The 14,205-nt window shown below is 67.1% G+C and carries 8 protein-coding genes and 2 pseudogenes; 4 read left to right on the plus strand and 6 right to left on the minus strand.

Annotation, left to right across the window (positions count from 1 at the left end; all coding sequences use genetic code 11):
* Nucleotides 1–542: 542 nt before the first annotated feature.
* Complete coding sequence (locus AB0N89_RS25300) at nucleotides 543–851, minus strand: winged helix-turn-helix domain-containing protein (RefSeq protein WP_364208593.1); 309 nt, start codon at nucleotides 849–851, stop codon at nucleotides 543–545.
* Nucleotides 852–875: 24 nt separating this feature from the next.
* Here AB0N89_RS25300 and AB0N89_RS25305 point away from each other — a divergent pair.
* Nucleotides 876–1,537: pseudogene (locus AB0N89_RS25305) on the plus strand (transposase); the annotation flags it as partial.
* 86 nt (nucleotides 1,538–1,623) lie between these two features.
* Here the strand turns inward: AB0N89_RS25305 and AB0N89_RS25310 are convergent.
* The 4 genes and pseudogenes from AB0N89_RS25310 to AB0N89_RS25325 form a co-directional block, all read right to left on the minus strand.
* Nucleotides 1,624–2,817: pseudogene (locus AB0N89_RS25310) on the minus strand (IS256 family transposase); the annotation flags it as partial.
* 140 nt (nucleotides 2,818–2,957) lie between these two features.
* Nucleotides 2,958–3,245: a hypothetical protein gene (locus AB0N89_RS25315; RefSeq protein WP_364208596.1), complete on the minus strand. Its 288-nt coding sequence runs from the start codon at nucleotides 3,243–3,245 to the stop codon at nucleotides 2,958–2,960.
* A 656-nt stretch (nucleotides 3,246–3,901) separates the two neighbouring features.
* Entirely contained in the window at nucleotides 3,902–4,633 is a 732-nt protein-coding gene (locus AB0N89_RS25320; protein WP_364208599.1) for an SUMF1/EgtB/PvdO family nonheme iron enzyme, read from the minus strand.
* 44 nt (nucleotides 4,634–4,677) lie between these two features.
* Nucleotides 4,678–5,763, minus strand: a complete 1,086-nt coding sequence (locus tag AB0N89_RS25325) for a bifunctional NAD(P)H-dependent oxidoreductase/GNAT family N-acetyltransferase (protein WP_364208602.1) — start codon at nucleotides 5,761–5,763, stop codon at nucleotides 4,678–4,680.
* Nucleotides 5,764–5,793: 30 nt separating this feature from the next.
* Between AB0N89_RS25325 and AB0N89_RS25330 the strand changes: the two genes are divergently transcribed.
* The 3 genes from AB0N89_RS25330 (at nucleotide 5,794) to AB0N89_RS25340 (ending at nucleotide 10,574) form a co-directional block, all read left to right on the plus strand.
* Nucleotides 5,794–6,261: a MarR family transcriptional regulator gene (locus tag AB0N89_RS25330; RefSeq protein WP_364208605.1), complete on the plus strand. Its 468-nt coding sequence runs from the start codon at nucleotides 5,794–5,796 to the stop codon at nucleotides 6,259–6,261.
* Nucleotides 6,262–6,982: 721 nt separating this feature from the next.
* Nucleotides 6,983–8,959 (plus strand): hypothetical protein, encoded by a 1,977-nt coding sequence (locus AB0N89_RS25335; protein ID WP_364208607.1) that lies wholly within the window; start codon nucleotides 6,983–6,985, stop codon nucleotides 8,957–8,959.
* Between the two features lie 61 nt (nucleotides 8,960–9,020).
* The gene (locus AB0N89_RS25340) at nucleotides 9,021–10,574 is read left to right on the plus strand and encodes a hypothetical protein (protein WP_364208610.1); all 1,554 of its coding nucleotides are present in this window, start codon (nucleotides 9,021–9,023) and stop codon (nucleotides 10,572–10,574) included.
* 2,084 nt (nucleotides 10,575–12,658) lie between these two features.
* Here the strand turns inward: AB0N89_RS25340 and AB0N89_RS25345 are convergent.
* The gene (locus tag AB0N89_RS25345; protein ID WP_364208613.1) at nucleotides 12,659–14,197 is read right to left on the minus strand and encodes an alpha/beta hydrolase; all 1,539 of its coding nucleotides are present in this window, start codon (nucleotides 14,195–14,197) and stop codon (nucleotides 12,659–12,661) included.
* Nucleotides 14,198–14,205: the final 8 nt, after the last annotated feature.

Here is a 14,205-nt window from a genome sequence, read left to right on the forward strand (position 1 = left end):
GGCAAACCTGAAGCAGTTGGTTATTACCCTGCTTCGAGTAAATCGATGGTAAGTGGGGAATCAAGTCGAGTGGAAGGCATTCAAGCATGCTTGAAACCCCGGCTGATCCCGATAAAAGATCGCGGGCAGACCCGGGTGAGCCTGCCCGCGATCACGACCTCCCGGGGGGTGGGAGGTCCTCAGGGGACGATCAGCCGACGCGCGCCGGAGAAGACTGAGGAACCGTTGCCGACGGGCTTGTAACCCGGCGAGACATACCGCTTTCGTGATTGGGCCTCAGGCACAGGGCTGATCGGTCGTGTCTGGCTACCGCAAGCCTTGGCTCCCGGCGTAGTTGTAGCCGGTGTGCACGCACAATTCGGCCACCTGTGTGGCGGACGAAGCGACCGGGCAGCGGACGGAGCTGGTGCGACCATAGCGGTGGCGATCGCACCGACCGCGCGCACGCGCTTCATCTCTTCTCCTTCGCTCAAGGATGACCTGCACCCACCTTCCCCGTGAAGTCGCTGCCCGGCAACAGTTTCAGCCGTCCCTGAAAGGGATCAGAGTAGAGCGGCCCCTCTCCCCGAGGCCCGATGCGGCACGGAACCACCGTGCCGTTCCGTCAGCACGAGGCCCGCTTCACGGAGGATGGACGCGTGCTGGCTGGCGCCGGCCAGGGAGATGCCCGCAGCCCTCGCCAGCTCGGTCGTGGTGAGTGGACGCTCGGCTCCGAGCAGGCGCAGAACCTCGGCCCGTGTCCGCCCCAACAGCGAGGTCAGCCTGCGGTTACGAGCCTCCGCTGCCAGCGAGTCCGGCCCGTCCCCGGCGGAATACACCAAGAACGGGCGCTCGGGTTCCCGCAACAGCATGATCGGCCCCGGATGGCAGAAGTAGGGGTCGGTCTGCTCGACTGCTCCCGCCGTCTTGGCGTGGCCCTGAACACGGTCAAACGCTACGCCCGCATGCCCGAACCCCAGGCTCAGCGCATAATTCCGACCTACCGCCCGACCCATACCGTGATCATCCGCGTGCCCGCCGCGCGGCCGATCCCGCGGTCCCGGTCACCCAGCTGCTCGCGGAGATTCGCGAACTCGGCTACACCGGCAGTGCCAACCTTCTGGTCCGCTACCTCAACCAGGGCCGCGCCGAAGGTGACCGCCCCGCCACGACCGCCCGTCACGCCAGCCGCCTCCTGCTCACCAAACCCGCGAACCTGCGCCCTAACGACACAATCCTGCTGGAGAAGATCACCGCGGCCTGCCCCGAGATGACCGCACTCGCCAGTCTGGTACGCGGCTTCGCCGCACTACCGACACCGGCTGTGGGCAACGAAGTCAAGCTCACCGAGTGGATCGCGGAGGCTCGCGCCGCTGATCTGCCGCATCTACGCAGTCTCACCAACGGTCTCGAGACCGACCGGTCCGCTGTGGACGGTGCCGTCACCCTGCCATACCACAACGGCCGCACCGAAGGCGTCACCACCCGCACCAAGAGAATTCTGAGACAGATGCACGGCCGGGCGGGCTTCAACCTTCTCCGCCACCGCATCCTTCTGCCCTTACAGCCACTCCACGTCACCACCGGCTACGGGCCAGAGCCGGTTGGGGTCTATCCCGTGATCGGTGTTTCCGGCGTTGTTGTTCAGTAGGTTTCAGCTCCTGGCCAGCGGTCACCGAACGTGAGGGCGAACGCGTTGATCACTGGCTTCCAGCGCATCGTCCATCGAGCGCGGCCTGTCCCGGTCGGGTCCAGGCTGCGGGTCACAAGGTACAGGCACTTCATCGCGGCCTGCTCGGTCGGGAAATGCCCGCGTGCGCGGATCGCTCGCCGGTAGCGGGCGTTCAGCGACTCGATCGCGTTCGTGGAGCAGATCATCGTTCGGATCTCGACGTCGTATCCGAGGAACGGCGTGAACTCATCCCAAGCGTTGCGCCATAAACGAATTACCGCTGCGTGCTTCGCACCCCATTTCTCTTCGAATTCATCGAGAGCGGCCACTGCGGCGTCCGGGCTCGGTGCGGTGTAGATGGGTTTGATATCGCGTTTCACCGCGTCCCAGTCACGGCGGGACACAAGCCGGAAGGTGTTGCGGATCAAGTGGACGATGCAGGTCTGCACGACGGTTTGCGGCCACACGTTCGTCACGACGTCGGGCAGGCCTTTGAGGCCGTCGCAGACGAGGAAGAACACGTCCCGGATGCCGCGGTTCTTCAGGTCGATGAGCACGCTCATCCAGAACTTCGCGCCCTCGCCGCCGCCGACGCCCATCCACAGGCCCAGGACGTCCTTGTGACCGTCCACGGTGACGCCGATGGCGGCGTAGACGGGCCGGTTGGCGACCTGGCCGTCGCGGATCTTGACGTGGATCGCGTCGATGAACACAGCCACGTACACCGAATCCAGTGGACGGTTGGCCCCGTCGTTCATTTCGGCGACGACCTTGTCGGTGATCCGCGAGATCGTTTCCTTGCTGACCGAGGACCCGTAGATCTCGGCGAAATGCACCGAGATCTCCCCGGTCGTCATTCCCTTCGCATACAACGACAACACGATCTCGTCCACCTCGGTGAGCCGACGCTGCCGCTTCTTCACGATCTGTGGTTCGAACGTGCTTTCCCGATCCCGAGGAACGTTGATCCCGACCTCGCCCGCCGCGCCCGAGACCACCGTTTTCGGCCGAGTACCGTTCCGGACATTCGTCGAGTCACGGTCCGGCTCGGCCTGGTTCTTCTCGTGCCCGAGATGCTCGGTCATCTCCTCATTCAGTGCGGTTTCCAGCACGTTCTTGGTGAACAGCTTCAGCAAGCCATCCGGGCCGGTCAATGCCAGCCCCCGCGCCGGCTTGGACTCACGCTTATCTGGACTCACAAGATCCGATGTCATCACTCACAGTGCCCATCCCGCCAGACCTCAGCCTGGCGTGTCGGGCCGGAAACACCGATCTTGGAACAGTCCCGCCGGTTGCTTGACAGACCCTACGCCTGCGGTCGTCGGTCCGGATCTGGCTTCACGGTCTCCCTCGGCCGTTTTTCCGTGTTCGTCGGGTAGCCGTCTGCTGAAGTCCAGGGTGAGGCGAGAGCCGTGGGGATCGTCGGAGGAGGCGTCGTGGTCGGTGCCGAGGAGATGAAGGTCTTGTCGATGATGATGAGAAGTATGCCGATCAGGCCGATGATCAGGCCCGTGAGCACGAGGGCGCGTAGTCGTCGCTGTCGGCGTGACGGGTGTCGTGGGGGCTGGTTGTCGGGGGAGTTCGTCTTGGTCATCGTTGCTCCTTTGCGAGGTTGCTTGCGCGATGTCGGGTGGTCGGGCTCTGACCAGGGCATCACGGCGGGGGTCTGCTCAGCGCGCCGCCAGAGGTGGCGGCGCGCGGCGAGTAGCTCAAGGGGAAGTATCGCTACGGCGCCGACGCCAGTACCCGGCCAACATCACTCCCGTGTACGGGCCCAATCCGATGATGCCGTGAACCCAGGCGTCAGTTCCGGTTCGTCCGAGCAGGAAGTACACCCCGACTGTGCCCAGGTAGGCCACGAGGGCAAATCCGAGCCAGGTCGCCACCGCCCGCGCCGTCGGCTTTCGCGACCGAGGTGGTCGAGCGGTCGACCGGGTGGTGTGTGAAGGTTCGATCATGATCATCTCCTGTTGTCGGTGTGGGGCGTGGGTCACCTCAGGCGGGAACACCTTGGGGCACTCGGGGATGTTCAGGATCGGGTCGCCGCGCGTGGCGCCCTTTCCCTCGATGGTGCCGTTCCTGCGCTGCGCGCAAGCAGTTCAGGCGTTGAAGGCAGTGCCGAGCCTTGCGGACGACCTCCGCATCGGCTGTCGGCGCTCCCTCACGACACCGGTCGAGGTCGCCGCTATGACTACGGCGGCCTCGTCATGTCCAGTCCTGTCGACAGTTCCCTTGGCGAAACTCCGCCTGTCACGTCGACGTCGCTACGCGGAATCCCGTTCCGATCGCGCGCAGGTCCGCCTCGTAGGCTCCGTGCCGTCTGGCGCAGCGGGCGAGGTCGCGGTCGTGACGGAAGCAGCCGCCGCGCGTGATGTGCGGGTCGAAGGCCCAGCTCTCCCGGAGCGGAACCTCCGATGGCGCACCCGGGTACGGCGCGTAGGGAGTGGCGGTCCATTCGTCGACATTGCCTGCCATGTCGAGAACTCCGTATGGGCTCGCGCCGTCGGGGAAGGCCCCGACCGGCGTTGTCGCGCCGACCCCGAGATCCACGAGGTTGGCCAATCCGGTCCGGTATTCGTCGCCCCAGGGGAATTCCCGGTCGTCGTCGCCCCGCGCCGCTCGTTCCCACTCGTCTTCCGTGGGCAGGCGCACGTCGGAACCCAGCTCATCGCTGATCCAATCGCAATAGGCGACGGCCTCCCCCCACGAAACTCCGGAGACTGGGTGAGCGGACGGATCCGTGGGGCGGTCGCGTCCGGTCGCGTGAGCGAACCGGGCCCACTGCCCGATCGTCACGGGCACACGGGCGATACGGAAGGCGGCGACCGGAACCCGCGCGCGTGGAGCCTCTTTCTCGAACCACGCCCGGGGAACGCCGGTGTCGGCGTAGCGGTGGGTGACCTCGTCGATCCGGTCCAGCGGCGTGCCGCGATGTACGGCGCCCTCCGGGACGTCTATCCAGTCGAACAACTGCTCTCGCATCTGTTTTCCGTTCTGCCCGGCGGCCTGTCGCGACTCGACGAGAGTCAAGCCCTGTCGGCGGCGGCGTTCGGCGTCGTCTTGGTGAGGCACACGGTTCCGGGCGGTCCGTCGGACGGCACCTGGCGGTAGCCCTCGCGTTCGTAAAGTTCGATGTTGCGAGTGCTTTTGGCGCCGGTGAACATCAGGATCCGCCGTGTGCCGGCGTCGGCGGTGGACTCGGCGCCGTGTAACAGCCAACGGCCCAGTCCCCGGCCACGCAGATCGGGCACCACGGCGAGCCTGCCGATCTGCCAGTCACCGCCGACGGGGCGTGCACGCACCATGCCCAGCAACCGCCCGTCGAGCCAGACGCCGGTGGCGTGCCAGTCGGCGAGCCAGTCCCGCACCTCGTCGAGCGACTCGTGCAGGGCCGGGATGTCGAGGGTGCCGTTGAGTATCGCTTCCTCCGGCCAGCAGCACCGTTGCAGCACGGTGACTTCCTCGGCGTCGTCCGGGGTCAGTCGTCGGGCGTAGGATCCCGCCAGCGGGCCCGCGGAGGCCGTGTCACGCAGCCGCTCGCGCAGCGGCCGCAGCGCGTTGGCGACGCGGACGAGTTCTTCCAGCAGGGCGAGGCCCGCCTCGTCCCGGGATGCGTCCGCCCGCAGCCTGCCCTCTGTCACCGCCTCGCCGATGCGGATCGCGACGGTGGCCCCGAGAGGGACCAGCCGGAGCGTGGACACGACCTGCTTGGCGTGCTGCACGGCCCGCGTGCCCGCCGAGGTGTTGCCGTAGCTGACGAATCCGATCGGTTTCCACGCCCATTCGGCGCTCAGATAGTCCAGGGCGTTCTTCAGCGTCGCCGGCATGCCGTAGTTGTACTCCGGTACGACCGCGACGATCGCGTCCACCGAATCGACGAGAGCGCTCCATCTCCGGGTGTGTTCGTGCTGGTAGATCCCGGAGGACGGATGCTCCTCCTCGTCCAGGAAGGGCAGGTCAAGGTCGCCGAGCGCCACCGGTACCAGTTCGACGCCCGACTCCGCAGCCCGCTCGGCGACCGTGTCGAGCCACCATCGCGTCACTGCCGGGCCCAGTGCTCCTGGTCGGGAACTGCAGGTCAGTACGAGGACCCGCGCCGATTTCATCAACATGTAAACGAACCTAGCTGGTAGAATGTTTACATGTCAACGACAGTGCGCTGGCTCACCGCCGACGAGGACCGGGCGTGGCGGGCGTTTCTCCGGATCACGGTCGCGGTCCGCACCGGAACCGCCCGCGATCTGGCCGGGCTGGGACTGTCCGAGCCTGACTACGAGGTGCTCAGCACGCTGTCGGAGCGACCGGGGAATACCAGCACCCTGGGAGAGCAGGCAGAGAAGATGGGCTGGTCCCGCAGTCGCCTTTCCCGGCACGCGATGAGAATGGAGACGCGAGGGATGCTTCGCCGCTCCCCGGATCCCGAGGACGGACGGGGCTGCTTGCTGACCTTGACCGAGCACGGTCTCGCGGTGCTGGAAGAAGCGGCGCCCGCTCACCTCGCGTCCGTGCGCCACCACTTCATGGACCACCTCACAGCCGCGGATCTCATCGCACTGGAGGACATCGCGCGCCGGCTCGGCGAGGCGGACAACGACGCCGGGCAGGCATGAAGGCGGAAACCGGCGCAGACGTCCAGCCTGCCAGCGGTATCAAGGCTTTCAGTCGACGTCGCTGCCACCCGGTGCCGTCGGTGACACGATCGGTCTTCGGGGATGTCGATCGGTGTGAGCGCTGGGTGATCCGACAGCCGACTTCTGCGTCGACGCTGGGCTCCGCGAACGCAAGGCGGCGTGCACCGGCATCCCGATCGACTGACTCGCGGCCCGCGAGGCCGTGTCCTAGAACCGTGTTTGTCCGGGGAGCAACCGCGACGGCGTCGTCGGCCGGGTGCGCAACCAGGCCAATCTGGCACTGATCGACCGCGAATGCACGCAGCTGCAAAGTCGGGGTCTGGGGCCGTGTCATGACCGAACAGAACGTTCGCACCGGCCATGATCATCACCTGGATACGGGTTGGCGCGGGTAGACCTCCCCACGAACGGGGGAAGAACCGGCATTATCCGAATCCGCATCCCGTCACCGAACTCTACCGCCAACAGGGTGAAAGCTAAGCGTGACCGGGGGAACGACCGTCCGCACGCGATTTCCGAATACCGCCAGAATGGCCACGGCGCTCATCGCACTAGGCTAAACTTTACTTCTCAATCGGGAAAGTGACGACCCGGCGAAAACCGGGTGGGCGGCGAACTGCCGCGTATCAATGCGTTCTCACGGCGTCGGGCCGAGGGGGCTGGGGGTACGTCGTCACGCTTACGCTGGAGGTGTGACCTCGTGGCGGTCGGCGGTGACCGGGTTTACGGGCTCAAGCACGTGATCGAACTGGTCCGCGCGTTCATGACCAGGGAGGAACGGGCGGGTTCCCTGCACAGTCAGCATTTCCCGGTTCTGGTGATCGAAGGCTTCCGCGGCGCGGGCAAGAGCGCGCTGCTGTCCGCGCTCACCGAGCTGCTCGACCAGCGGGTCCCGCACGTCCGGCTCGACCTCGAAACGAACCGGCACGCCTCGGTGCCGCAATTGCTTTCCGCGATCGCGTTCGATCTCAGCCGGAAGTACCCGCAGTACGATTCACTGGAGTTTCCCCGGTTCATCATCGGCCAGCTCGTGATGCGGCAGGAACTGGATCTGACCGACCATTCCCGCGCATATCAGAAAGTTATCGAAACGCTGAAACACCATCGCGGGTTCGACACCGTGCGGGACGTGCTCGTGGAGACCGCGGGCAGCGTGCTGCTCAGCATGGGCCGCAACGCCGGGGTGCCGATTGAGCCGCCGGGTCGGCTGCTCGAGGTCACCCTCGGCTGGCTGGCGGACCGGCTGCCCGGCCGCCGCCTGATGCTCGGCGCCTTCCAGAACTGGTACGGCCACCGGGATCTGGGGCTGCGCAACGATCCCATCGACCGGCTGGTCGACCTCAACCGCTGGGCCGCCGACTACGAGGACGAGGAGAACCGGCAGCGGATCGACGACCTGCTGTGGGCGGCGTTCCTCGCCGACCTGCGCGCGGCGTTCGGCCGCGGCAGGCGCGCCGACGAGCGCTCACTGAACTGCGTGGTCCTGCTCGACAACGCCGACACCGAGCTCGGCCGCCGGTTCCTGCACCAGCTGGTACGGGCCCGCCGCCAGCTCGCGGCCGGGGACCAGACCGACGCCGATCCGCTGACCGTGGTGGCCACCAGTCGCGGCTCGCTGCTCGACGACGTCGCCGCCGCGGACCAGGTGCTGGCCACCCAGGACGACCTCCGGTCCGGGCAGTTCCCGCGCGACCGGGACTGGGCCAGGCACTCCTGGCTGCGGCACCGGCTGCCCGATCTCACCGAGGACGAGGTGGGCCGCGCGGTGTCGGACCGGACCCTGCTCTGGGGTGACAACCAGCGCCTCACCCGGGTCGTCTTCCAGCTCACCGGCGGCCACCAGGCGTCGACCCGGCTGATGCTGGACGCCATCGCGATGTCCACACCGAAGAAGTGGTTCGAGCCGGAGGCGATCCTCGGCCGGCCCGAACCGGCCGAGCGGTCACAGCGGTCCCCGACGGTGGAAGCCCAGATGCTCGATCGCCTGCTCACCGGCGTCTCCGAGATGGCGCTGCAGGATCTGGCCGTCTGCGCGGCGGCGAGGAAACGGGAGCACGCGCTCATGCTTGCCGGACAGGAGGATCTGCTCGTGACCGGCCGGGCGAGCTACGAAGAGGTGCTCGACCCGATCCTGTGGCCCGCCGACGATTCGGCCGGTCTCACCCTGCTCCACCGGCTGCTGAGCCGCCGCCTCGCAGGCAGGGACCCCGAGCAGTCACCGAGTTGGTCCGGCGTGCACGCCAGGCTCCGCAGCGCCTGCCGTGCCGAGGATGACGAAGCGGGCGATCTCTACCACGCCCTCGCCGATGACGAGCTGGGTTTCGTCGCACAGCGGCTGTACGAGCGCCTGCTGGAGCTCGACAGCACCGAATGGTTCGCGCTGCTGGCGGCCGTGACCGAGGCACCGTATCGGCACCGGCCGATGCAGGCCCCGATCGACGAGGTCCGCGCGCTGGTGGGCACCGCGGATCTGCCCGAAGAACTCGCGCCGGTCGGCAGGCTCGTCGCCGCGCTGCGGATCGTCGCGGACCCGTTCACCGACAGCCGCCGCCGCGACCTGCACCTGCAGATCGCCGAAGACTACTCCGGGGTTTCCCGGCTGCGCAGCGGCGGCCCGCACTCCGTCTTCCTGGAAGCGGCGCGGCGGCACCGGAGGCAGGCCGAGTGGTGGGACTGACGGCTAGGCCAGGGAACGCACGGCAGGGGGAGCCTGTCCGAAGTCCGAGAGGGAGGACCACGTGACCGATCCGACGCACACCAGGGGAACCGGCGACGCCGATTTCGTCCCGCCGATCACCGGCGGCTGGCGCAAACGGCGGCTGCGCAGGCGGATCGCGCTCGCCGTGGTGGCGGTCGTGGTGGCCGCAGGGCTGAGCTGGGGCGCGGTCACGGTGGCCGGGGTATGTGGCTCGCCCGGCTCCGGGGTGTCCGAAGTGGACGATGAATGCGTCGGGATCACCGACGGCTCTTACGTTTTCCAGGCCGATCTGGAGGACGTGCAGAAAAAGATCGAGGAGGAGAACGCCCGCGTCCGCGAAACGCCGGGGTACGTGACCGTCGCGCTGCTCGACCCGCTGGTCGCCGGTACGGACAGCGCGCTGCCCGCCGCTCAGGTGCGCAACCGGCTCGAGGGCGCGTACACCGCGCTACGCCGGGTCAACACCACCCCGGTGGCCGGTGACTCGAGCCCTCAGATCCAGCTGGTGCTCGCCAACGGCGGGAAACCCGGGGACCAGTGGCAGCGGGTGAAAGATCAGCTGGCCGAGCTGAGCCAGGAGGAGGCTAACCCGCTGGTCGCGGTGATCGGCCTCGGGGTCAGTACCAAACAGACCCGCGAGCAGGCGGAAGACCTCGCCTCGCGAAACATCCCGATGGTCGGCGCGTACCTCACCGCCGACAGGCTGGACTACAAGAACATCCCCGGCTTCGTCAAGACCTCGCCCAGCAACCGGCACTACGTCGAGGCCCTGCACCGTTATCTGGACAGCGACACCGGGATCAAGTCGGCCATCATGGTGCGTGACTCCAACTCCGACGCCGGTAAGGACCTGTACACGCAGACCCTGGAGAACGAGTTCGAGCGCCAGATGACCCCGCTCATGCAGTTCCCCACCCAGCAGTTCACCGGCACCTCCATCCCCGGCGCCGGCGCCCCCGACCTGTTCGCGAACGTGCGCGCCAACATCTGCGCGTCCGCGGCGAGCGGCCTCCAGGCGGTCCTCTACGCGGGCCGGGAAATCGACCTCAGCGGTTTCCTGGAATCCCTCGAACACCGGACCTGCAACCGCACCCCGCTGACCATCCTCACCGCGGGGCTGGATCTCGGGGAAATCCTCGCGGGTAAGGAACAACAGCTGCAGGACGCGAACCTCAGCCTCATCGCCGCGAGCACCGTCGACGCGGAAGGGTGGCGGCGGAACGAAACCGCGGAAGGCACCCCCGAGCACTTCCGGCAGTTCCGCCCGGAGTTCGAAAAGGACTTCCCGTCCGCGCACTTGGACGACGCCGGCGCGATCATGATGCACGACGCGCTGCTCACCGCCGCCCAGGCTATCCGGCTGGCCTCACCCAACGGCGCGGCGTCGAACCCGGACGCCGGTGACGTCCGCGCCCAGCTGCTGAACATCAACACGCTCCAGACGGTCCAGGGCGCCAGCGGCACCTTGAGTTTCAGCATGCATCCGACGGCGGCGGGCAACCCGTTCGGCAAACCGGTCCCGGTGCTGCGGTACCCGAAAGAAGCGAACGCGCCGTCGCGCCAGGTCGGGCCGCTCTACCGGGTCACCAACTGACGCCCGGACCTCAGGAGCCCTGAAACCTACGGCATCGACGGACGAGCTACTCCCGCGGATGATCATCGCCACCGGTTTTACGACACGACCGGGCGAGAAGTGCAGCTAGTAAGGTGCAGAAGCCGCGTCATCTGTCGGAGGCCAGTGGCGACGGCATACCCACCTGGCGGTTGATGATCTCGGTACGTGCTGCCGAAGACGTCGTTGTACGGCGCGTCGAGCCGGACAAACGCGAAATCGTCGGGCCTTCTGGCATGGATGCGCTCCCGGCTGGCCAGTGACACGTCAGCGGAGCGTTCTGCGGTGCGTGGGTGGCCTGGCCGGGTGGTGCCCCGGACGACGAGGGCCAGGGGACGAAGAATAGAGCGCGAGTCGGCTGATATCGGAAACCGGGACGACAGAGGCGGACGTGAGGTCAATGGCGTGGTAGTCGCGGTCGAGCTTCCCTCGCTGTGATGTCTCCGTCGACCCCGGGACCGTCCTCGCCGGGATGGTGGTTCGGGTCCGGTCTCAGAGCCGCCGGCCCAAGGGCTTCTCTGGAGGGATCGACCACCTGTAGCCGGCAGGTCCTGGCGGAAGCGGTTCAGGACACGGGTATCGATCCTGTACTGCCGCCCGCCTCGCTACGTCCACGGCGGCATCGGGGTGGCTACCCGTCGAACTTCACGGTCGCCAGTTCCTTGTTGTCGTTGCGCGGGATACGCACCCAGGTCCGGATGAAGCGGCGCGGCTTGTTCATGTTGGATATCAAGAATGATATCGGGCGTATCGAATTCACCCTCTGGTCAAGCACGTCACGGTCGATCAGCCTGCCCTGCAGTGCGTGTCGATGTGCTATGCCGGTTCGCCTGGGTCCTTGGCACCTTTTCGGTCACGCCGGTATCTGTGCCGCGTCTGAAGATATCCGGCTAGAACCACGACACCGAGAACTCCGAGACCAATGGGCAAGCCGTACCGGCTGCTGTCGACCACGCGGATGACGAGAGCGGCCAGGAGAAGCAGCAAAGCGCAGGTGAGGACAACCGGGGACGGTCTGGGTGCCGAGGTCGCTTCGCGCTCGGGGTTCTGGCCTCGCTGGTGAGCATCAGACATTGCGTTCTCCTTGGAAGACTCAATCTCCATGCCGAGCGACACTGACAGCGCCGTCGCGAGGACTACCGGGAAACTCGCGGACCCATCGACTTCCTGCGGTCCGCCTCTCGGTTCACCTTTACGTCCTCGCTCCACTGACGGGTCAGCCCTTGCCGCCGAGCCTGCACACTCTCCAGGTGTTCGTCACGTAGCGTCGACTGGATTGCCTCGCCGGCCCGGTGTCCGTGATCTGGTCGGCGCTGTTGGACCCGGTCGAACCAGCGTGACCGAAAACGCCATGAACAGCACGATCAGCCCCAACGTCCAGGTACGGCCCTGGACAGGCTCCTCCACCGGGTGGAGATGGCCGCGGAAGTGAGGGCAGCGGGTTGGCCAGGGTGCACTGCGAAGAGATCCAACAGGCACTCATAGCCGGTTGGCGGTGCCAAGCGCAGAGTCGCCAATGCGACGGCAAAGGCATGTCAGGCGGTGAGCCGAGGCCGATGACCAGACCGACACGGAGTGGCATCGCACTGCCGGGGCGGCGGTAGCGCGGCTAGCCCATCGAGGGCGGGCCCGAGACGTCGAGCAGCGGATGCAGGCTCACGCTGAACTGTTACCCGCACATCGACAGCGCGGAGACCGCCACCGTCCAGAACGACAAACTGCCCCTGACCGCGAACGGGACCACGCTCGCCACGTTTGCACCTTGAACAAGGCACTCGGCTACACACCGCGCCGCTCGTGATCGACGACGTGTCCGCGACCTGACCGTCTTCCCGACCGGGAGAAACCCCCAGCAGTCGCATGCCGTGCACTGGGTCACTGGAAGTCTAAGAGGTAATCAGGAGACCGCCGAGCCGACTTCCCGGGTTTGCCGGGCCCGGCGCATCCGGTGGTCCTTTCCCGGTATTTCGATACAGCTTTACGGCGGACATTCGTTCATGAGACGCGAGTCGATCGCTGTCTGAACAGTGAAATCGGTAAAACGCGACCGTTCGCCCGTGCCGCGGTCATTTTCCGGCCTTCGCCGGAGGTTTGGTGGTGGCCGGGGGTGCGTCGCAGACGGTTCCGGCCGCAGGCAGTGCTCCGGTGGTCAGGGTGGCGTCCACCGCGTTGTCGACGCATGGCCCGCTGCGTCGGTAGGAGGTGTGGCCGACGCCTTCACGGGTCAGCAGGACGCTGTTCGGCATTGTGCCGGTCATCGCCTCGGCCCAGTGATACGGCGAGACGTTGTCCAAGCGGCCACCGACGATGAGGACCGGCGGGGCGCCGGAGCCGGTGAGAGGTGCGGTGAAGCGATCCTTGTTCGGGGCGGGCCAGCGGGCGCAGTCGAGCGCGGTGTACCCGGCGCGGTAGGCCAGGCGTTTGTCGCGCCCGGCGATCGTGGCGGCGGCCCTGGTGTGCACGGCGACGTCGGCCGGTACCACCCAGTCCGCGCAGCGGACGGCGATGTGGGACTCCTGGAAGACGGCGTACGGGCCGCCGAAAGGTGCGACGGTCACCTTTGACACGAGGAAGAGAAGCCCCTTGCCGTCTCCCTGCTGCGCGGCCAGCAGGCCGGCGGTGAGCGCCGGCCATGCCTGCTGAGTGCCCGCGGCTGTCCGGACGGCTTCGAGCGCTACGGCGCCATCGACCTTGCCACCGGGGATGAGGCCTTCGACAGGCGGCACCTGGAGCGGCTGTCCTTCTAGACGCGTGATGAGGGTGTCGAAGGCCTCTTCCGGGTTTCCGTTCCCGAAAGGGCACACCTGCGGCCCCTCGCCGCGGCAGGCGGCGAACCAGGCGTCGAGGGTTTGCTCATTGGACCGGGAGACGTCGTCGAGGAGCCCGAGGGGATCGGTCTGCCAGAGGCCGGTGTGGACCGGCGCGTCGATCACCATCTGGCGGACGCGGTTCGGGAACAAGGTCGCGTACATGGGGCCGACCACAGTGCCGTAGGACATGCCGTAGAAGCTGATCTTGTCCTCGCCCAGCGCCGCACGGATCAGGTCCATGTCGCGGGCGACGTTGTCGGTGGACAGGCTCGCCAGGAATTCGGGGCTCTGGTGGCTCAGGCAGCCGGCGGTGTAGGTGTCGGCGTCATCGAGCAGTCTCGGCAGAGGTTTGCCGCCGGGAAGGGTGGGGTCGAGGTCGGCCGCTGTGGCTTCGGCGCGCTGCGCGTCGGTGCGGCAGCGCACGGGGGAGGAATCCCCGACGCCGCGCGGATCGATGCCGATGATGTCGAAACGAGCCACGAGCGCGGGCGAGAACGGGCTCGCGTCACCGCCGGAGGCGATGGCTTCGACCGTGTCGGTCGTGGGCACTCCCGGGCCGCCGGAGTTGATGAACAAGCTGCCGATCCGTTGCCCGGCATCGGTGGCGCGGTGGCGTTTCACCGCGAGCGGAATCCGTGCGCCGCCGGGTTCGGCGTACTCCTGCGGTACCTCGACGGTGGCGCATTCCAGACCGGGTCCGCAGTCCTGCCAGGCGATCGGCGCGGGTGTTGAAACGGACTCCGCGGGGACGCCCGTGCACGCGCTCAGCGTCAGCGCGGTAGCGGCGAAGACCATGGCACTCA

This window comes from Amycolatopsis sp. NPDC089917 (assembly GCF_040684635.1).
Taxonomy (GTDB): domain Bacteria; phylum Actinomycetota; class Actinomycetes; order Mycobacteriales; family Pseudonocardiaceae; genus Amycolatopsis.

Coding starts and splice junctions, on each gene's coding strand:
- AB0N89_RS25315 (WP_364208596.1), bottom strand. CDS start 3,245: ATGACCAAGACGAACTCCCCCGACAACCAGCCCCCACGACACCCGTCA.
- AB0N89_RS25325 (WP_364208602.1), bottom strand. CDS start 5,763: ATGTTGATGAAATCGGCGCGGGTCCTCGTACTGACCTGCAGTTCCCGA.
- AB0N89_RS25345 (WP_364208613.1), bottom strand. CDS start 14,197: ATGGTCTTCGCCGCTACCGCGCTGACGCTGAGCGCGTGCACGGGCGTC.
- AB0N89_RS25300 (WP_364208593.1), bottom strand. CDS start 851: ATGCTGTTGCGGGAACCCGAGCGCCCGTTCTTGGTGTATTCCGCCGGG.
- AB0N89_RS25320 (WP_364208599.1), bottom strand. CDS start 4,633: ATGCGAGAGCAGTTGTTCGACTGGATAGACGTCCCGGAGGGCGCCGTA.
- AB0N89_RS25330 (WP_364208605.1), top strand. CDS start 5,794: ATGTCAACGACAGTGCGCTGGCTCACCGCCGACGAGGACCGGGCGTGG.